The organism is Nocardia sp. IFM 10818 (assembly GCF_054655275.1).
Genome location: NZ_BAAHJH010000001.1, coordinates 6,133,536 through 6,154,142, shown reverse-complemented (window position 1 = coordinate 6,154,142; position 20,607 = coordinate 6,133,536). Strand labels below are relative to the sequence as shown.

The following is a 20,607-nucleotide window of genomic DNA, read 5'->3' as shown; positions in this document are numbered from 1 at the left end:
TGGATGTCAGGGTTGTCCCAACAAAAAGAACGAACCTTCGCTTTTTTGGAAGTGACCTGATGAACACCACAAAACGCGCCGTTGCCCTCGGACTCGCCGCCGCCCTCATCCAGGCCGTCATGCTCATCGCCTTCGCCTGGCCCGCCGCCAATATCGCCCCCCGCGACCTCCCCGTCGCCGTCGCCGGCCCGCAGGCCGCCGCGGTCGCCGGCAAACTGGCCGCCCACGATCCGGACGCCTTCGACATCCGCACCTTCGCCGACGAGCCCGCCGCCCGCGCCGCCATCGAGAACCGCGAGGTCTACGGCGCCATCATCACCGGCGCCCAGCCCCGCGCCCTGATCGCCTCCGCCGCCAGTCCCGCTGTGGCCCAGCAGCTTTCGGCCATGACCCAGCAGCTCTCCGGCGCCGTCCCCACCCCCGCCGAGGACGTGGTCGCCGCCGACCCGGACGACCCGCGCGGCAGTGGCTTCGGCGCCATGGTCCTGCCCCTGGTCATGTCCGGCATAGCCGCTGGCGTCCTGCTCACCCTCCTCATCCCGTCCATTCCCGCCCGCGCCCTCGGGGTGACCAGCTTCGCCCTCGCCGGCGGCCTTCTGAGCATGACCATCGTCCAAGGCTGGCTGTCCCTCATCCCCGGCAACTACCTGACCATGGCCGCCATCGCCGCCCTCGTCTCCTTCGCCGTAGCCGGCACGGTAGTCGGCCTCGCCGCCGCCCTGGGCCGCCCCGGCATCGGCCTCGCCGCCCTCACCATGCTCCTCATCGGAAACCCCTTCTCCGCAGCCACTTCCGCCCCCGAAATGCTCCCCCAGCCCTGGGGCGCCCTCGGCCAGCTCCTCCCGCCCGGCGCCGCCGCCTCCCTTCTCCGCTCGGTAGCCTTCTTCGACGGCGCCGCCGCCACCACCCCCCTGACCGTCCTCCTAACCTGGTCCGCCGCCGCCCTGGCCCTGCTCACCTTCGCCACCCTCCGCACCCGCGAATCAACCCAGGCCCCCGAACTCGCCCCGGCCGCCTGACCCAAAACCCAACGCGCCCCGTGCAGAAACTGCACGGGGCGCGCGTTGTATCGAGGGACTTGAAAGTACGCCCTCGCCAGATTCGACGCTTGCCGCCCCGGGCTCCGGGCCCGGCTCCGCGAGACTGCGAGCCCGACTGCGTGGGGTTGTGGGTCCGGCTGCGCGAGATTGCGAGTCCGGCTGCGTGGGGTTGTGGGTCCGGCTGCGCGAGATTGCGAGCCTGGCTGCGTGAGATTGTGAGTCCGGCTGCGCGAGACTGCGAGCTCGGCTGCGCGAGGTTGTGGGTCCGGCTGCGCGAGACTGCGAGCTCGGCTGCGCGAGGTTGTGGGTCCGGCTGCGCGAGACTGCGAGCCCGGCCGCGCGAGGTTGCGAGCCCGGCCGCGCGGGGTTGCGAGCCCGGCCGCGCGAGGTTGTGGGTTCGGCTGCGCGAGATTGCGAGTCCGGCCGCGCGAGGTTGTGGGTCCGGCCGCGCGGGGTTGTGGGTTCGGCTGTGCGGGCGCTGCGGTCGGGCCCGCCCTTGATCCGGGGGTTCGGGGGCTTGCCCCCGATTTCTCTTCCGGGGGTGTGGGGGCGAAGCCCCCACGACCTAGCGTCAGCGTCTTTTCAGCGCTTCCCGTTGGAGCAGGGGCGGCAGGTGCCGAAGATTTCCATGGTGTGGCTGATGTCGGTGAAACCGTGTTCGGCGGCGATGGAGTCGGCCCAGGCTTCGACGGTGGGCCCTTCCACCTCGACGGTGCTGCCGCAGTTGCGGCAGACCAGGTGATGGTGGTGGCCGGTGGAGCACTGGCGGTACACCGATTCCCCGGAGTCGGTGCGGAGCACGTCGACCATGCCGGCTTCGGCGAGGGATTGCAGGGTGCGGTAGACGGTGGTCAGGCCGATGCCCTCACCGCGTTTGCGGAGTTCGTCGTGCAGTTCCTGCGCGGATCGGAATTCGTCGATGTCCGCCAGCAGGGCGGAGATGGCGCTGCGCTGGCGGGTGCTGCGGACGCCCACCGTCTTCTCGGTGCTTCCCACGGGTCACCCTTCCTCGGCGTGGGCGACGGCGTCGATCACGATGTGCGCCAGGTGTTCGTCCACGAGTTCATAGATCACTTCACGGCCGGTGCGTTCGCCGCGCACCACGCCCGCCGACTTGAGGATGCGCAGGTGCTGGCTGATCAGCGGCTGCGTCACCCCGAGCGTGTCGACCAGTTCGTGCACGCAGCGCGGTGATTCGCGTAGCTGCAGCACGATGGCGATGCGCACGGGCGCGGCGAGCGCGCGCAGCAATTCTCCCGCGGAATCGAGAATCGTGCGCGACGGCACCGCGGGCGGCATGGGCGACCGGTACGGGTATGGGTCGTGGGGGATCGCGGCCGGGGCCTCGGTCGCGACGCGGGAGCGCCGCAGAGGTGCACCGCTGTCCGTGGTCATCGGAACCAACTCCTTATTGGAAATCGATGCCAAGTATCCGTATGCACAGGTGTGCATGTCAAATAGGCGCGCGGGAACGGTCCGAAGCGCCTCCGATTCAACAGTCGATTCCGGTCGCGATCGGCAAGGTCGGATCGAAGTACGACTCCGGCGATCGGGTATCCGGAGTGCCGCCGTACGTGCTGGGCGGGTTGCTGTAGTTGGGCGCCAGGAAACCCTCACCGCCCAGTTCACAGTTCACCGAATAGGCGAACCCTTTGGCGTCGCCGATCCACATCCCCTGCGAGTCGTCGGTCCACTTCTGGTCGTCGACCAGGAGGTAATCGACCTGATCCCGGACTACCGAGATGATCTCGAAGTAGTCCGTCAGCTTCGGCGGGGAATCGGTATGGAAGGCGTAGGCGATGAGGTAATCGGTGTGCACCACCAGCTCACCCTCCTCGTTGAGCGCGACCGTCATCGACCCGTTGACCCGTGGTTTCACCGGCAGCAACTCGTAATCGGGATGCACGCGCTCCAACAGCCACCAGGTCTTCTCCTCGTCGCCGGGCACGAGCAGGGGCCGGATATCCCGCTCGGCATGGATCGATGCGAGCAGTTTCAGCGCCGGCTCGGCGTCGTGATAGCGGATCGTGTACGCATTGAGCCGCGACAGGGTGATCAGCAGTTTCGCGCGTTCCATGGCGTACGCGACCTGCTCCGCCGAATACCGCCCGACCGGTGCCGCCGCGGGCAGCACGATGCCCGCCTCGCCTTCGAACCACGACGCCGCGGGTGTGCCGTCGTACGGGTGATTCAGATCCACGCGGCTGGTATCGACGGTCGCCGTGGGCGCCGTGGTCGGCCGTGTCGTGGCCACCGCGCTCGCGGGATCATCGCCGCCGAGCCGCGGCAGCAAGACCACGGCGACCGCCAGCAGCGCCGCCACACTGCCGATCACCGCAATGCCGATCAGGCGCTTCTTCCGCCGCTGCTCGCGCAGCGCGCGCGTTTCGGCCGCCCGCGCCCAGGCGTCGTCGAACTGTTGGAAGGGAAAATTCTGCATGGCCGACCCCCGTCGGAACTTCGTCCCTCGCCGCCGCTACCGCGCGACGCCCTCCCCGGCGGTCCGCGCTCGGCGGCCTATGCCTTTTCACTATCCCGCACTCGGACCGCAGGTGGTGTAAAACGGCTAGCACCGTGCAGATAGTCTTGAACCAATCCCTTGCAATCTTCCGGACCGGATGGAGATATCTCGAGTGGCACCCAAGTCGAAGGTGGACACCGTCGCCAACCTCGCCAAGCGTCGGGGTCTGGTGTACCCGAGCGGCGAGATCTACGGCGGCACACGGTCGGCGTGGGACTACGGGCCGCTGGGTGTCGAACTCAAGGAGAACATCAAGCGCCAGTGGTGGCGGTCCATGGTGACCAGCCGCGACGACGTGGTCGGCCTGGACTCCTCGATCATCCTGCCGCGTCAGGTGTGGGTGGCCTCGGGCCATGTCGCGGTGTTCAACGACCCGCTGGTGGAATGCCTCAACTGCCACAAGCGGCACCGGCAGGACCACCTGCAGGAGGCCTACGCCGAGAAGCACAAGCTCGACGACCCGGATGCGGTGTCCATGGAGCTCATCGTGTGCCCGGACTGCGGCACCGTGGGCAAGTGGACCGAGCCCAAGGACTTCAACATGATGCTGAAGACCTACCTGGGCCCGGTGGAATCCGAAGAGGGCATGCACTACCTGCGCCCGGAGACCGCGCAGGGCATCTTCGTCAACTACAAGAACATCGAGACCACCGCGCGCAAGAAGCCGCCGTTCGGCATCGCCCAGATCGGCAAGAGCTTCCGCAACGAGATCACCCCGGGCAACTTCATCTTCCGCACCCGCGAGTTCGAGCAGATGGAGATGGAGTTCTTCGTCAAGCCGGGTGAAGACGAGCAGTGGCATCAGTACTGGATCGACACCCGTATGGCCTGGTACACCGACCTGGGCATCGATCCGGAGAACCTGCGGCTGTACGAGCACCCGAAGGAGAAGCTCTCGCACTACTCCACCCGCACGGTGGACATCGAGTACCGCTTCCGCTTCCAGGGCAGCGAGTGGGGTGAGCTGGAGGGCGTCGCCAACCGCACCGACTTCGACCTGAAGACTCATTCCGAGCATTCGGGGCAGGACCTGAGCTTCTTCGACCAGAACACGGGCGAGCGCTACACCCCGTTCGTGATCGAGCCGGCGGCCGGCCTGACCCGCTCGCTGATGGCCTTCCTGGTGGACGCCTACAACGAGGACGAGGCGCCGAATGCCAAGGGTGTCATGGAGAAGCGCACGGTGCTGCGCCTGGATCGCCGCTTGGCTCCGGTGAAGGCCGCGGTGCTGCCGCTGTCGCGCAATGCCGATCTGTCGCCGAAGGCCAAGGATCTGGCCGCTCAGCTGCGCAAGAACTGGAATGTCGAATTCGATGATTCCGGGGCGATCGGCCGCCGTTACCGTCGTCAGGACGAGATCGGCACCCCGTTCTGCATCACCGTGGACTTCGACACGCTCGAGGATCACGCGGTCACCGTGCGTGAGCGGGACTCCATGGCGCAGGAGCGGATCGCTCTTGATCAAGTAGAGGGCTACCTGGCCGCCCGTCTCATCGGCGCCTGAGAACGGGTCGGCAACGACCTGACAGTTGCATTCAGAAAAGACCGGTCAATGCCTGACCGGTCTTTTCTTTATTCATCTGCCCCCGAAATTTGGGGCGCTAAAGCGTAATTCAGGTATCGCACTACTCGTGTTAACGACCCATGACCGGCGCACTATGGAATAGGTGTATGGGCAACGGCGCTCTTCGCTGTAGCTCGATTCTGCCGAGGTGAGTCATGAGCGAGCGTGTTACTGGCCCCCGCTCGGGGCTGCAATGGGTCTCATTGGGGGACACCGGATCATCTTGTCCAGCCGCCCGGTCCACGGTAGCGGCTTTTCGATCTTGGGCTGAATCCTTTCTGACCCGTCCCAGTGACGAACTGGGTCGAGACGGGCCCGTGTGCCCGTATGTCCGGCCGTCCATGCGGCGCGATCTGCTGTGGCTGGCGCAGGTCCCGGCCGCGGAGCCGCGGCCCGTGTGGGTGCGGGCGATCATCAAGGACGCATTGGAGGTTTATCCCGAACTGCCCACGGGGAACGGCAGTTCCACCTCCGTCCTGCGCGCATTGATCACGGTGTTCCCGAACCTTACCGACTATTCACTCATCGATGAGATCCACGAAGAATTCAAGACCAAATTCGTGGAACAGGGGACGATGCTCGGGCAATTTTACCCGGGTTGCGATCAGCCGGGCTTGTGGAACAAGGATTTTCGGCCATTGGACGCGCCGCTGCCGATGTTGGTGGTGCGTTCGATGATGACAACCGATTTCCCGTTCCTGCTCGGTAAGCCGGAATGGATGAACGCGTACGTGCGCAAGTTCGCACCCATGGTGCCCGCGCATGTGCGAGCGGTCATGGTGGGGCGCTTGACCTCTCGTCCCGACACCTGGGTGCCGGCGTACGAGGAACAGCCCGAAGACGACTGCTCGCCCGCGACCCGGTGAGGTGTCATGACCCGCGAACTCGCGGCGGAGCAGACCGCCACGGTATTCCCGCTGTCCCCGGCCCAGCTGGGGATGTGGTACGCGCAGCAGCTGGACCCGAGCGTGCCGCTCTCGGAGGCCCAGTACATCGACATGCGCGGGCCCCTGGATCTGGCGGCCCTGCGCCGCGCGGCCGCGATTGCCGGACGTGAATTCGGTTCGGGCGTGCTGCGGCTGGTGGATATCGACGACCGGCCATACCAAATGGTCGATCCGAATATCGAACCGGCGGTGGGATTCCTCGACTTGCGCGACCGGCCCGAACCGGTGGCGGCGGCCCTGGAATGGATGCGCGCCGATGTCGCCGCGCCCATCGACCTGCTCGGCGCGCGCACCGGACTGACCACGGTGCTGCGGGTGGGCGAGGACCATCACCTCTGGTACACCCGCGGCCATCACATCCTGATCGACGGCTTCGGCTCGGTCACCATGCTCTATCGCGTGGCGGAGCTCTACAACGCCGCTGTCCGCGGCGAACAGGCCCCGCCCGGCACGGCCGCCTCCCTGCTGGAGGTCCACGAAGCCGAAATGGCCTATCGCGAATCGTCGCGATTCACCACCGACCAGCGCTACTGGAACGAGATCACCGCCGGCATGCCGGACCGCTGCAGCCTGGTCTCCGCCACCGCGCCCGCCCGCGCTCTGGCTCGCGAGGCCCGCGCCCAGCTCCCCGAGCAGACCGCCGCACGCCTGGAGAGTGCGGCGCGCCGCTTCGAGACCAGCTCGGCCACCCTCGTAATGGCCGCCGTGGCCCTCTACTACGCCCGCATGACCGCCACCGAGGACGTGGTTCTGAGCCTCCCGGTGTCCGGCCGCACCACCGCCATGCTGCGCCGCTCCGGCGGCATGATCGCCAATGTGGTGCCATTGCGCGTGCGGGTGCCGCGCGACGGCGCTGTGGGCGAGGTCCTGGACGCCATCCGGGTCGCCGCCTCGGGAGCCTTGCGGCACCAGCGATTCCGCCATGAGGACATGCGCGCGGGTGCGCCCGGCCGAGCGGAAACCGCTGCGGTGGAGACGATTCCGCCGGGTGCCGCCGGGACAGGCGAGACCGGCGCAGCAGCGCGACCGGCAGATTCAGTGGCGGTACCGGCCGGTGCCGCCGCACGCCCGGGCGGGGCGGCTCCGTCCGGCCGGGTGGCGCAGTCCGGCCGGATGGCGCGGTCCGGCGGGGTGGCGCAGTCCGGCGGGGTGGCGCGGTCCGGCGGGGTGGCCCGGTCCGGCGGGGTGGCCCGGTCCGGCGAGGCGGCACTGCCGGACGAGGCGGCCCGGTCCGAGGAGGCGGCACTGCCGGACGAGGCGGCCCGGTCCGAGGAGGCGGCACTGCCGGACGAGGCGGCATTGCAGGGCGCGGCAGCGGCGCGACCGGAGGCCGGGACCGCGGGCGGGCCCGAGTTCGGGCGGGGGCTCGTCGGGCCGGTCATCAACATCATGTTGTTCCCGGCGGGCATCGACTTCGCGGGGCTGGAGTCGAGCCTGCACGTGGTGACGTCCGGGCCGATCGAGGACCTGTTCGTCAACTTCTATCAGCACGGGTCGGGTGCGCCGATCCATGTGGATTTCGCGGCGAATCCCCGCCTGTACGAAGAGGATTCGCTGGGCCGGCATCACCGGCGCTTCCTGACGCTGCTGGATTCGCTGTTGTCGGCCGAGGCGGATACGCCGCTCGCCGGGCTGGAGTACTGCACCGCGGACGAGAAACCGCTGCTCGCTGGGGCGCACGGTGTGCCCGCTCCGCAAGCGCGGCTGCTGCCCGAGATTCTCGCGGCCGGGCTGGAACAAGCCGGCCGGGATGGCGTGGCCGTGGTGTGCGGCGACCGGCGGCTGACCTACGGTCAGCTCGACGCGCTCTCGAATCGGCTGGCGCGCACGCTGTTGCGCAGTGACACGCTGGGGACGGATGTCGTGCCGACTTCGGCGATCGGTCCGGAATCGGCTGTGCTGCTGGCTCTTCCGCGCTCCATCGAAGCCATGGTGGCGCTGTGGGCGGTGGCCAAGACCGGTGCCGCCTTCGTGCCGGTCGGCGCCGGTATGCCCGGAGAGCGCGTTGCTCGGATCGCTGCCGAATGCGGTGCGCGGATCGGGTTGACGTTCGAGAAGTCCGTCGCGGAGTTGCCCCGATCGGTGCGGTGGCTCGCCTTGGACGATCTGCTGGACGCGGGTGCGCCCGGCCCGACCGGCGGCGGGCCGCAGGGTGCGGACGGTGTGTCCCCGACCGCCGTGGAGGCGCTCGATGCGCCGCTCGTCGCGGGTGAGCTGAATGGCTCGGCGCGGGTGGCGAATCCGGCCTACATCGTGTTCACCTCGGGTTCCACCGGTACGCCCAAGGGCGTCGTGGTGACGCACGCCGGTCTGGCCGGATTGGCGACTGCCATTGTGGACGCTTATCGGGTCGCGCCCGGATCGCGAGTCCTACAGTGCCTGAACCCGAGTTTCGATGCCTCGGTGCTGGAGTGGCTGATGGCGTTCGCGTCCGGCACGACACTGGTCGTGGCGGACTCGGATCCGGTGCTCGGGCCCGAATTGGCGCAGCTGGTAAGGGAATACGGGATCACCCAGGTGTGCTCGACGCCCGCGGTGCTGTCCACGCTGGAACCGGATGCGCTGGACGGAGTGCGGGCGGTGTCCTCGGGCGGTGAGCCGACGCCGCCGGATATCGTGGCGCGCTTCGGGGTTGGGCGGGATCTGCTGAACTCGTACGGGCCCAGTGAGACCACGGTGGCCGTGACGTACACCAAGGGCCTGGCGCCGGGGGAGAACGCGGGCATCGGCGATCCGATTCCGGGTGCCGGGATGCTGGTGCTGGATCGCTGGCTGCGGCCGGTGCCGACCGGTGTCGCCGGGGAACTGTATGTGACCGGGCCGGGTGTGGCGCGCGGGTATGCCGGGCGGCCGGGGTTGACCGCCGAGCGGTTCCTGCCCGCGCCCTGGGGTCCGGCGGGCGCCCGGATGTATCGCACCGGAGATCTGGTGCGCTGGACCGAGTCCGGGGTGCTCGAGTATGTCGGGCGCGGGGACTTCCAGGTCAAGCTGCGCGGGATGCGCGTCGAACTCGGTGAGATCGACGCGGCGTTGAATGCCCATCCGGCCGTGGAGATCGCGGTGACGGTGGCGCGACCCGCCCCGAGCGGCGGCGCCATGCTGGCGGCGTACGTCGTGCCGCACGCCGGCGTCACCGTCAGCGAGCCCGACCTGCTCGATCATGCGACCCGTCGCCTGCCGCCGTACATGGTGCCCGCCACCGTGACGGTTCTCGGCGCGCTCCCGCTCACCGCCAACGGCAAGGTGGACCGGCGCGCCCTACCGGAACCCATAGTGCGCCAACCGGTTCACCGCCGCGCGGCCGAATCCGAGACCGAGCGCACCCTGTGCGCCCTCTTCGCCGAGGTGCTCGGCACCCCCGACATCGGCCCCGACACCTCATTCTTCGCCCTCGGCGGCGATTCGATCATGGCCATCACCCTCGTCACGCGCGCCCGCGCGGCCGGTCTGGTCTTCTCGGCCCGAGAGGTCTTCGAGCACCGCACCCCCGCCGCCCTGGCCGCGGTCGCCGATCAACTCGAGGACCGCACCGAGCGACTCCCGGAACTCCCCGGCGGTGGCATCGGCCGCCTGCCCCTCACCCCCATTGCCGCCTGGCTGCTGGCCCGCCCCGGCTGGGAGCATTTCGCCCAATCCATGGTGGTGCGACTTCCGTCCGGCATCGAACCGGACGCACTCCGCCACACCGTCCAAGCCTTGCTCGACCGCCACGACATGTTGCGCACCCGCATCGTGGACACCGCGACCGGCCCCGAATTCGAAGTCCCGCCACCGCATATGGCCGATGCCGCCGACCTGATCACGCGGCTCGACCGGACGGACACCGTGAGCAGTGCGCCGCAACCGCCCGACCGGATCGCAGCAACGCGCGACGTCGCACTGCCATCCGCCGCAGATGCGACGCCGGGCGGCGAAAACGGCGCCTCGGCAGACGATGTCGAGGCCGACCTCATAGAGCGCGAACTCGCCGCCGCGGTTCTCCGCCTCGATCCGCGCGCGGGCCGCATGCTCGCCCTGACCTGGCTCGACGCCGGACCCGAAGCTTCCGGCCGACTCCTGATCGCGGTGCACCACCTCGCCTGCGACGCGGTGTCCTGGCGAATCCTCCTGCCCGACCTCATGTCCGCCTGGGCACAGACCTCGGCGGGGACGACGCCCGAGCTGGACGCGACCGGAACTTCGATGCGCACCTGGGCGCACGCACTCCACCGCCTCGCAACAGCATCCGAGGCACTCGCAGCGGCGGTGGCCTCCGAGGGATCCGAGGCTCTCGCGGCACCGGAAAGGCGCGAAGCTACTGCGGCAGCGAAAGCTCTTGCGGCTCCCGAGTCTCCCGGAGATCCCGAGGAATCAGAATCTCCGGAAGCGCCCGAGACGCCCGAGACGCGCGAGACGTCCGAGACGCTCAGAGCTGCTGCTGCGCGCGGGGTTGCGGAGGGTTCCAGAGTTCTCGAAGCTCCCGAGGCTTTCGAGAAATCCGGTGCTGCCGAGGCACTGGCGGTGCCCGAAGCTGCTGGTGCCGGGGCTTCGGCAGCGGGCGTGGGAGATGTCGTAGAGCGGCCTGTGCGGGCCGTGGACGAGTTGCGAGGTGCGGAGGCTGTTCCGGGCGCTGTCCCGGTGGCCGTGGGCACAGCGGACCGTGTGGGTGTGCCGGATTGGCCGCTGGGCGAATTCGGGTATTGGCGCGAGGTTCTGGCTCCGGACGCGGTGCTGGGGCGGCGGCGGTTGGATCCGGCGGTGGATACGCACCGTGCGGCCGGGCGCATCGAGGTCGAGGTGCCTGCAGCGGAAACTGCCGCGCTGGTCGGGCGGATTGCCGCCGTGTACCGGTGCGGTGTGGAGGACGCGCTGCTTGCCGCGCTTGCTCTGGCATTGGCGCGGTGGCGTGCGGGTCGCGGGCAATTCGAGGCTGCGGCAAGCGAAACCCTGGTGGCCGTCGAGCGGCATGGGCGGGACGAGGCCGCCATTCCGGGGGCGGACCTGTCGCGGACTGTGGGCTGGTTCACCTCGCAGGTGCCCGTCCGGCTCGGGCCGGTTGTGGCGGGCGAGATGATCTCGGTGGGTCCGGACACCGGCCAGGCCGCGGACTTCGTGTCGGCCGCCGCTGTCGCGGAATCGGATTCGGCGCGATCGCGGATCGGGTCTGCCGAAGGCGCTGTGAAGCTGGTCAAGGAGCAGTTGCGGGCCGTGCCCCGGGGCGGGTTCGGGTTCGGGCTGTTGCGGTATCTGAACCCGCGGACGGCGGGAAAGCTGGCCGCGTTGGGGGAGCCGCAGATCGGGTTCAACTACCTCGGGCAGCTGCCGGATGTGGCGGCCGAGGCGGATTGGGTTCCGGTGTCGATGGCCGATCGGCTGGGCGGGCACGCGGATCCGGAGATGCCGCTGGCGGCGGTGGTCTCGGTGGATGCGGTGACCTTGGAATCCGAGCGGGAGCAGCGGATTCGGGCCGTATGGCAGTTCGCGGCGGAGGCCGTGGACCGCGCCGAGGTGGAAGAGCTGGCGCGGGAATGGGTTTCGGCGGTCGGGGAGATCGCCGAGCTGGTGGCGGCGGAGCAGGCCGGTGGGCTCACGCCCAGCGATCTGCCGTTGCTGGATGCGACGCAGACCGAGATCGAGTCGTGGGAACGCGATTACGCACACCTGGACGATGTGTGGCCTCTGACGCCCTTGCAGCGCGGGCTGATGTTCCGAGCGCAGCTGGCGGCGGGCGATTCCGACGGATACTCGGTGCAGGCCGTCATCGATGTGGCGGCCGACCTCGATATCGAACGACTGCGAGCCGCCGCCGAGGCGCTGGTGCGCCGCCATGACGTGCTGCGCGCGGGGTTCGTCCAATCCGGTGATCGCGCGGTGCAGGTGATCGCCGCGCAGGTGCCGGTGCCGTGCGAGTACCGCGAGGCCTTCGGCGCGTCCGAGACCGACCTCGACGAGATCGCGGCGGCGGAGCTGCGCAAGCCCTTCGCGGTCGACGAACCACCGCTCATCAGATTCGTGTGCATCGCACTGGGGGAGCGCAGATTCCGGCTGGTCATCACCAACCATCACCTGATCCTCGACGGCTGGTCCATGCCGCTGCTGTTCGCCGAACTCATCGGGCTGTACGAAACCGGCGGAGCGGCCGAGGGATTCGGAGCGCCGGTTCCGTTCCGGCGCTACCTCGAATGGCTGTCCGACCGCGACACCGACAAGGCGCGCCAAGCCTGGTCCCGCGCCCTGGCCGGTCTGGAAGGCCCGACCCTGGTCGCCCCCACCGCCCCGCGCGCCGGCGCCGCTACCGCCCCTGTCGCACACGAGGTCCCGTTGCCCGAAGGCTTGGCGGATCGACTGCGCGCCACCGCCGCGGACTGCCAGGTCACCGTCAACACGATCGTGCAGGCCGCCTGGGCTCTCCTCCTCGGCGAACTGACCGGCTCCGCCGACATCGTCTTCGGCGCAACCGTTTCCGGCCGCCCACCGGAACTCCCCGGCGCCGAACGCATGATCGGCATGCTGGTGAACACCGTTCCTGTGCGCATCACGCTGAACCCGGCCGAACCGATCGCCGCCCTCCTGTCCCGCATCCAGCGCGAACAGGCCGCCCTGGCCGAACACCAATTCCTCGGCCTGGACGAAATCCACGCCCGCACCGCCCTCGGCCCGCTCTTCGACACCGCCACCGTCTTCGAGTCCTACCCCGTGGACGCCGCCTCCCTCACCGCCGCCACCCACCAGGCCCAGCTCTCGGTCACCGGTATCCAAGCCCACGACGGCACCCACTACCCCCTCTCCCTGGCCGCCTACTCCACCGACGGTCTCCGCCTGGAACTCACCCGCTCACCCCGCTACTTCGAACCCGCCCAGGCCGATTCCATCGCCGCGGGCCTGGCCCACCTCCTGCAAGCCCTCACCGAGGACCCGCACCGCCACACCAGCCGGCTCCGCAGCACCGACCCGGTCGACACCCCGTCGATCGCCCACGGCGCGCTCGGCCACCACATCCGGTTGCTCCCCGAACTGCTGACCGCCGGCGAACCGCCCGACACGCCCGCCGTCCTGACGGCGCACCCGGACCTGGATCCGGGACCGTTGACCTACCGGCAGCTGGATGTTATTTCGAACCGGCTGGCGCGCTTGCTGATCGGTGCGGGCGCCGGGCCCGAGCGCGCGGTGCTGGTGGGCTTGCCGCGCTCGGCGGCGGCCATGGTGGCCATCTGGGCGATTGCGAAGACGGGTGCGGCCTTCGTACCAGTCGACATCACTCAGCCCGCTGCTCGCACAGCCGCGATGGCCGCGGAATGCGGTGCGGTTCTCGGTATTACGACGTCGGATATCGAGACCGTAATGGAGCACGGTGAATCGGGTGAGTCGGCGACGCCGGTGGGAACCCGGGGTTCGGACCGGGCTGTGTCGGAGGGCATGCGGTGGATCGTGCTCGACGATCCCGCGGTCACCGGCGAACTCGGCACACTGCCCGGCGACACCGTATCCGATGCCGAGCGGCTGGGACGGCTGCGCCCCGAGCACGCGGCATATGTGGTCTTCACCTCCGGCTCGACCGGCACCCCGAAGGGCGTCGTGGTCACCCACACCGGTCTGGCGAATTTGGTGGCCGCGACGGCCGCCTCCTGCCGGATCGACCGCGAGGCCCGTGTACTGCACTGCCTCAATCCGGCTTTCGACGCCGCGATCTCGGTGTGGCTGACCACCTTCGCGATTCGAGCCACCCTGGTGGTTTCGCCGCCGCAGGCGAACGCGGGCGCGGAATTGGCGGCCGCGATCACGGAAAGCGCTGCGACACACCTGATCTGCACGCCCTCCATGCTGGGCACTCTCGATGCCGCAGATCTCCGGGGCATCCGTTCCATCGCCACCGGCGGCGAACCCTGCCCGCCCGCTCTCGTCGCCCGTCTGGGCGAGGGACGCCACTGGGTGAACACCTATGGCCCGGCCGAGGCCACCGTCGCCGCCACCTACAGCGACCCGATGACCCCGGACACCGCATCGATCATCGGCCACCCGGTGCCGGGCACGACATTGCTCGTGCTGGACAGCTGGCTGCGCCCGGTCCCGCTGGGCGCGGTCGGCGAGTTGTATGTGCGCGGTCCCGGCGTGGCCCGCGGTTACGCCGCCCGTCCCGATCTCACCGCCGCCCGGTTCGTCCCGGATCCGTACTCCGCCGGTCAGCGCCTGTATCGGACGGGTGATGTGATGCGCTGCACGCCAACGGGTTTCGAGTATGTCGGGCGCACCGACTTCCAGGTGAAGATCCGAGGCATCCGCGTCGAGCCCGGCGAGGTGGATGCGGTGCTCATGACGCACCCGCAGGTGGAGTCCGCCGTCACGATCGCGCACCGGACCACTCTCGGCGTCATGGCGCTGTGCTCGTACGTCACGCTGTCCGGCGACACTGCCGGACCGGATTCGTTCCCGGCGGCCGAGGCGGCGTCGCCGGTGCGGCCGCAGCAGTCGACGGCCGCGAGCCGACTGCACACGTGGATCGCCGGGCGGCTGCCGCGATATCTGGTGCCGTCGAGCATTCAGGTGCTGGATGAGCTGCCTCGGACCGGCAGCGGGAAGGTCGATCTGCGAGCCCTGCCGGAACCTGTTCTGGCGCAGGCGGAATACATCGCGCCGACCGGGGCCGAGGTACTGGTCGCGGAGACCTTCGCCGAGGTGCTGGGTCAGGAGCGGGTCGGTGCCCGAGATGATTTCTTTGCGCTGGGCGGGGATTCGCTGATCGCCACGCGGGTGTCGGCGCGATTGAGTGCGGCATTGCAGGTAGCCGTTCCGGTGCGGTTGTTGTTCGAGGCGCCGGTGGTCGCGGAGCTGGCGCGACGGCTGGCGGGCGCGGAGGCCGGGTCGGTGGAGCCGGTGCTGGGGCGCGGGCCGCGGCCGGATCCGGTGCCATTGTCTCCGGCTCAGCAGCGGATGTGGTTCGTCAATCGGTACGACCCGGACTCGCCCGCCTACAACGTGCCGGTGGCGCTGCGGCTTTCGGGACGGCTGGATCAGGACGCTCTACGGAATGCCTTGCGCGATGTGATCGAGCGGCACGAGACGCTGCGCACGGTGTACCCCGACATCGACGGCGTGGGTGGACAGCGGGTGCTGACGGTGGACGGCGTGCCGCTGGATCTCGAACCGGAGCCGGTGACGGTGGCGGAGCTGCCCGGTGCGGTAGCCCGCACGGTGACAGCGGGATTCGATGTCACCGCGGCGGTTCCCGTGCGGCTGCGGCTGTTCCGGATCGCCCCGGACGAGCATGTGATCGTGCTGGTCGCGCATCACATCGCCACGGACGGGTTCTCCATGGCGCCGCTGACACGGGATGTGGCTGCGGCGTACGCGATTCGAGCCGAGGGGCAGACACCGGAGTGGGAGCCCTTGCCGGTGCAGTACGTCGACTACGCGATATGGCAGCACGCCCGGCTCGGCGCCGAAGCGGATCCGGAATCGCTGCTGGCACGGCAGATCGGGTACTGGTCGCGGACCCTGTCCGGGATTCCGGATCACCTGGAGCTGCCGACGGATCGGCCGCGGCCCGCGCGCGCCTCGCATCGGGCGGGGGAGCGGACCACCCGGATGGATGGCGCGCTCACGACCGCCATCGAGCGAATTGCCCGGGCCCATCGTGCGACGCCGTTCATGGTCGTGCACGCGGCGCTGGCGGCGGTACTGGCGCGATTGAGCGGAACCTCGGACGTGGTCATCGGCACGCCGGTGGCCGGGCGCGGGCGGCGCGAACTCGACGATCTGGTCGGAATGTTCGTGAATACGCTGGTGCTGCGCACCGGAATTCGCGCGGAGGAGAGCTTCGGCGAGCTGCTGGATCGGGTGCGCGACGGTGATCTCGCCGCGTTCGAGCAGGCCGACGTGCCGTTCGAACGGCTGGTGGAGGTGCTGGCGCCGGCGCGGTCGGAGGCGCGGCATCCGCTCGTGCAGGTCATGCTGGTGTTCCAGAACCTGGTGATTCCCGAGCTGGAATTGCCGGAGCTGACCGTCGCTCCGCTGGAACTGCCGCAGACCAACAGCCGGTTTGATCTGAGCTTCACCGTGATCGGCACGGCGGACGGTCTCGAGGTGCGCTGCGTCTACGCCACCGACCTGTTCGACGAGGATACGGTCGGAGCGCTCGCCGATCGGCTGCTGCGACTGCTCACGGCAGTCACCGCTGAGCAGGACTCGCCGGTCGGCGACATCGATCTGCTCACCGGCGCCGAACGAGACGAACTACGGGTCTCGGCGCCGCCCGCAGCGGCGCCGCGCACGCTTGCCGAACTCATGGCGGATGCCGTCGCGGCCAACCCGGACGGTGTCGCGGTCGTCTGCGGTGATCGGCAGCTGACCTACCGGGAGCTCGACGAGCGCGCCGAACTACTGGCCGCACAACTCGCCCGCGCCGGTGCAGGGCCGGAAACGCTGGTGGCCGTGGGCATTCCCCGCTCGATCGAATCCATTCTCGCGGTGTGGGCGGTCGCCCGCACCGGGGCGGCCTTCGTGCCGGTGGATCCGGCCTACCCGCCCGACCGCATCGCCCGCATCATCGATGTCTCCGGCGTCCGGCTCGGCCTGACGGTCTCCACCCAGCGCGACCGGCTCCCGGGCACGGTGGAGTGGTGGTGCCTGGACGATCAGGTCATGGACGGGCCCGCCGCCCGATCCACCGCGGACTTCGAGAAGCCTTCGCGGACAGTACGTCCGGACAATCCGGCCTACGTCATCTTCACCTCCGGTTCCACCGGCGCGCCGAAGGGCGTGGTGGTAACCCATGCGGGCCTGGCGAATCTGGCTGTGGCGCAGCGCGAACGCGACGGCATCACCCGAGATTCGCGCGTACTGCACGTCGCCTCACCGAGCTTCGACGCCTCGGTGCTCGAACTGCTGATGGCGGTGAGCGCGAGCGCGACGCTCGTGGTCGCGCCGCCCACCGTGTTCGCCGGCCCCGACCTGGGTGAACTCATGGCCCGCGAACGCGTTTCGCACATCGGCATCACCCCGTCGGCCCTGTCGACCGTGGATCCGGCCGGGCTGGACGCGCTGCGCATGATCATCACCGGCGGCGAGCCCTGCCCGCCGGAGCTGGTCGCGGCCTGGGCCGCACCGGGACGCCTGCACTTCAACGATTACGGCCCGACCGAGGCCACCGTATGGGCCACCGGCAGCGCGCCGCTGCACCCGGGCGATCCGATCACCATCGGTACGCCCGCACCCGGCCTGCGCGCACTGGTGCTGGACGGCCGCTTGCGTCCGGTCCCCGATGGCGTGGTCGGCGAGCTGTACCTGGCGGGAATCGCCTTGGCGCGCGGCTACTACGGACGCGTCGATCTCACCTCGGCACGATTCGTCGCCGATCCGTTCGCGGCCGGAGAGCGCATGTACCGCACCGGTGATCTGGTGCGGCGGCGAGCCGGGAACCTGGAGTACCTGGGCCGCACCGACACTCAGGTGAAGTTGCGCGGATTGCGCATCGAACTAGGAGATGTCGAAGCCGCGCTCACCGCCGAACCCGGCGTCGCTCACGCTGTTGCGCTCGTGCGGGACGATGATCGCGGCGGCATGCTGGTCGGCTACGTGGTGCCCGAGCCGAGCGGGCGGAATGCCGTGACGTCCGAATCGGGCGAGCGGAATGCCGTGACGTCCGAACCGGGCGAGTCGTGTGGCGTGGCGCCCGAATCGGGCGAGGCGCTCGATTCGAATCGGCTGAAGAAGGCCGTGGCGCAACGGCTCCCGTCGTACATGGTGCCTTCCGCCATCGTCGTGCTGGACGACCTGCCCCGCACCGCGAACGGGAAACTGGACCGCGACGCGCTGCCCGCCCCGCACCTCGATACCGGTGACCGGCAGCCTCCCGCCGGCCCACACGAAGCGGCGGTGGCTGCCGTCTTCGCCGAAGTGCTGGGCATCGAACAAGTCTGGCGCGACGACGATTTCTTCGCGCTCGGCGGCAACTCGCTCATCGCCACCCGCGTGGTCGCCCGGCTCGGTGCGGCCCTGGAAACCGCCGTACCGGTGCGCGCCCTCTTCGACGCGCCGACCGTGGCGGAACTGGCCGCCCTGCTCACCTCCGGGGCCGCCACCGATCGCCCCCGCCTCGGCCCGCGGCCGCGCCCGGATCGAATTCCCTTGTCGGCGGCGCAGCAGCGCATGTGGTTCCTGAATCGCTACGACCCGGGCTCGCCGATCTACAACATCCCGGGCGCGTTCGAAATCGAAGGCGCGCTGGATGTCGTGGCCCTGCGCGCGGCCGTCGACGATGTGGTGGAGCGGCACGAAACCCTGCGGACCATCTATCCGATCGGTCCGGAAGGCTTGCCGTACCAGGAGATCCTGACCGCCGCACCGGGCCTCACGCCGATCACCGAGATCGAGGTCGGCGCAGCGGCAATCGGTGAGGTGCTGACCGCGCAACTGGCACGCGGATTCGACATCACGCGGGAGGTCCCGCTGCGTGTCTGCATCCTGCACACGGCTCCGGAGCGCACGGTGCTCGCGCTGGCGGTGCATCACATTGGCGCCGACGGCTGGTCCATGGCCCCGTTGGCACGAGATGTGCTGTGGGCCTATGCATCCCGCACGGCCGGAGCGCAGCCGCAGTGGCAGCCGCTGCCGCTGCAATACGCCGATTACGCCCTGTGGCAGCGAGAACTGCTCGGCGCCGACGACGACCCCGCCGGCCTCGCGCACGAACAGCTGGAGTTCTGGCGCGACCGCCTCGCCGGTCTGCCCGAAGTCCACGCCCTGCCCACCGACCGGGAACGCCCGGCCCTGCCCTCCGGTATCGGCGATCGCATCGAATTCACCATTCCGGCAACGGTTCACGACCGGCTGCAAGTGCTGGTCCGGTCACACGGCGCCAGCCCGTTCATGGTGATGCACGCGGCACTGGCGATTCTGCTGGCGCGGCTTTCCGGTCGACCGGATATCGCCATCGGCTCGGTGGTGGCCGGACGCGGTGACGGTGAACTCGACGATCTCGTCGGCATGTTCGTGAATACGGTGGTGCTGCGCTCGCGCATCGACGCCACCGCCGATTTCCGTACCGTCCTCGCCGCCACGAAACAGGATGACCTGGCCGTCTACGGCAATATGGACCTCCCGTTCGAACGCCTGGTGGAGGCGTTGGCGCCGGTGCGCTCCACCGCGCACCACCCGCTGTTCCAGGTGCTGCTCGCCTTCCAGAACCTGCAAACCGCGCGAACCGAACTGCCCGGCTTGGCCATTCGCCCCCTGGAGGCGCCCGCGCCCGGTTCCAAGTTCGATCTCGAATGGATGCTGGCCGAACAGTTCGGCGAGACCGGCGCGCCGGCGGGCATCACGGCCTCGCTCACCTTCGCCACCGACCTGTTCGACCGATCGACCGCCCAGTCCATGGCCGATGGATTCGTCGCCCTCCTCACCGCGCTGGCCGCGACCCCGGACGCTCCGGTCGGCGATCTCGAAACCCCCGGCCACCGGCTGCCGCCGCTCACCGTGAAGGCTCACGACGAGCACGGGCCCGTGGTGAGGACCCATCCGCGAGCCCCGCAACCCGCGCGGGTCTACCGCGCCCCGCGCAACGAGATCGAACACACCCTCACCACCGCATTCGAAACCATCCTGAACGCCCCGCGAATCGGCATCGACGACAACTTCTTCGAGATCGGCGGCAACTCCATGGCGGCCGTTCAGCTGGTGACCCGGGTGCGCGAGCAGACCGGCATCCCCATGCCCCTGCAATGGATGTTCCTCGATCCCACCCCGGCCGCCCTGGCCATCCGATTCGCTCGGGCCGCCGAACAACCCGAGGTGGAACCGTCCATGCGCGTCCTGCTGCCGATGCGCCCGACCGGCAGCGGCCCGGCCGTGTTCTGCGTGCACCCGGCGGTCGGATTGGCGTGGTGCTACGGCGGATTGGTGCAGTACATCGACCGCTCGCACGCCGTCTACGGCCTGCAGTCCCCGGGCGTCACCGATGGCGGCAGCGCCGACCGCACCGTGCGCGATCTCGCCATCCGCTATGTGGAGGAGATCCGCCGCGTCCAACCGCACGGCCCATATCACCTGCTCGGCTACTCCGCGGGCGGCCCGCTCGCGCACGCCATGGCGGTCGAACTGCGCCGCCGCGGTGAGCAGGTGCCCTCGCTGATCATGATGGACGCGCGCGCCGATGTCGCCATCCCCGACGAGTCCGCCATCCCGCCGCTGTCCATGCTGCTCGCCGAATTCGGCGGTATCGACATCGCACCGGAATTCGAGGACATCACCCCCGCTCGCGCCGCCGAACTCCTGGCGGCCTCCGGAGTCCCCTTCTCCGCCACCGAAATCGACCACCTCTACAGCGATCTGCAACACCTGCTGCGCCAGATCGCCGAGCACCGCCCCGAGGTATTCGACGGCGACCTGCTGTTCTTCACCGCCTCCGGCAATACCGATCCCACCCCGAATGTCAGCACCTGGCGGCCGTACATCGCGGGCACGATTCACGATCATCCGGTCGAATTCGGTCACAACAGACTGGTCACACCTGAAGCGCTGGCCCTCATCGGACCGCTGGTCGACGAGTATCTGCGCCGCTGA

7 protein-coding genes are annotated in these 20,607 nt (G+C 69.3%); 4 read left to right on the top strand and 3 right to left on the bottom strand.

From position 1 onward, the window contains the following. The first annotated feature begins 59 nt into the window (after positions 1–59). Entirely contained in the window at positions 60–1,019 is a 960-nt protein-coding gene (locus tag ACYQ5L_RS28635; RefSeq protein ID WP_459961340.1) for a hypothetical protein, read from the top strand. A gap of 603 nt (positions 1,020–1,622) precedes the next feature. On the opposite strand, the gene ACYQ5L_RS28630 is transcribed toward ACYQ5L_RS28635, so the two are convergent. From ACYQ5L_RS28630 to ACYQ5L_RS28620, 3 genes are all read right to left on the bottom strand, one after another. After that, positions 1,623–2,036 carry a Fur family transcriptional regulator gene (locus ACYQ5L_RS28630; protein WP_459961339.1) on the bottom strand — a complete coding sequence of 138 codons (414 nt, stop codon included), beginning with the start codon at positions 2,034–2,036 and terminating at the stop codon, positions 1,623–1,625. A 3-nt stretch (positions 2,037–2,039) separates the two neighbouring features. Continuing rightward, positions 2,040–2,339 carry an ArsR/SmtB family transcription factor gene (locus ACYQ5L_RS28625; RefSeq protein WP_067541339.1) on the bottom strand — a complete coding sequence of 100 codons (300 nt, stop codon included), beginning with the start codon at positions 2,337–2,339 and terminating at the stop codon, positions 2,040–2,042. 193 nt (positions 2,340–2,532) lie between these two features. Continuing rightward, positions 2,533–3,480, bottom strand: coding sequence for a hypothetical protein (locus ACYQ5L_RS28620; RefSeq protein ID WP_459961338.1), 948 nt, complete (start codon positions 3,478–3,480; stop codon positions 2,533–2,535). A gap of 193 nt (positions 3,481–3,673) precedes the next feature. Between ACYQ5L_RS28620 and ACYQ5L_RS28615 the strand changes: the two genes are divergently transcribed. The 3 genes from ACYQ5L_RS28615 (at position 3,674) to ACYQ5L_RS28605 (ending at position 20,607) form a co-directional block, all read left to right on the top strand. After that, positions 3,674–5,065 carry a glycine--tRNA ligase gene (locus ACYQ5L_RS28615; RefSeq protein ID WP_379195691.1) on the top strand — a complete coding sequence of 464 codons (1,392 nt, stop codon included), beginning with the start codon at positions 3,674–3,676 and terminating at the stop codon, positions 5,063–5,065. A 215-nt stretch (positions 5,066–5,280) separates the two neighbouring features. After that, positions 5,281–5,991, top strand: coding sequence for a DUF6875 domain-containing protein (locus tag ACYQ5L_RS28610; protein WP_459961337.1), 711 nt, complete (start codon positions 5,281–5,283; stop codon positions 5,989–5,991). Between the two features lie 6 nt (positions 5,992–5,997). Continuing rightward, positions 5,998–20,607: an amino acid adenylation domain-containing protein gene (locus ACYQ5L_RS28605; protein ID WP_459961336.1), complete on the top strand. Its 14,610-nt coding sequence runs from the start codon at positions 5,998–6,000 to the stop codon at positions 20,605–20,607.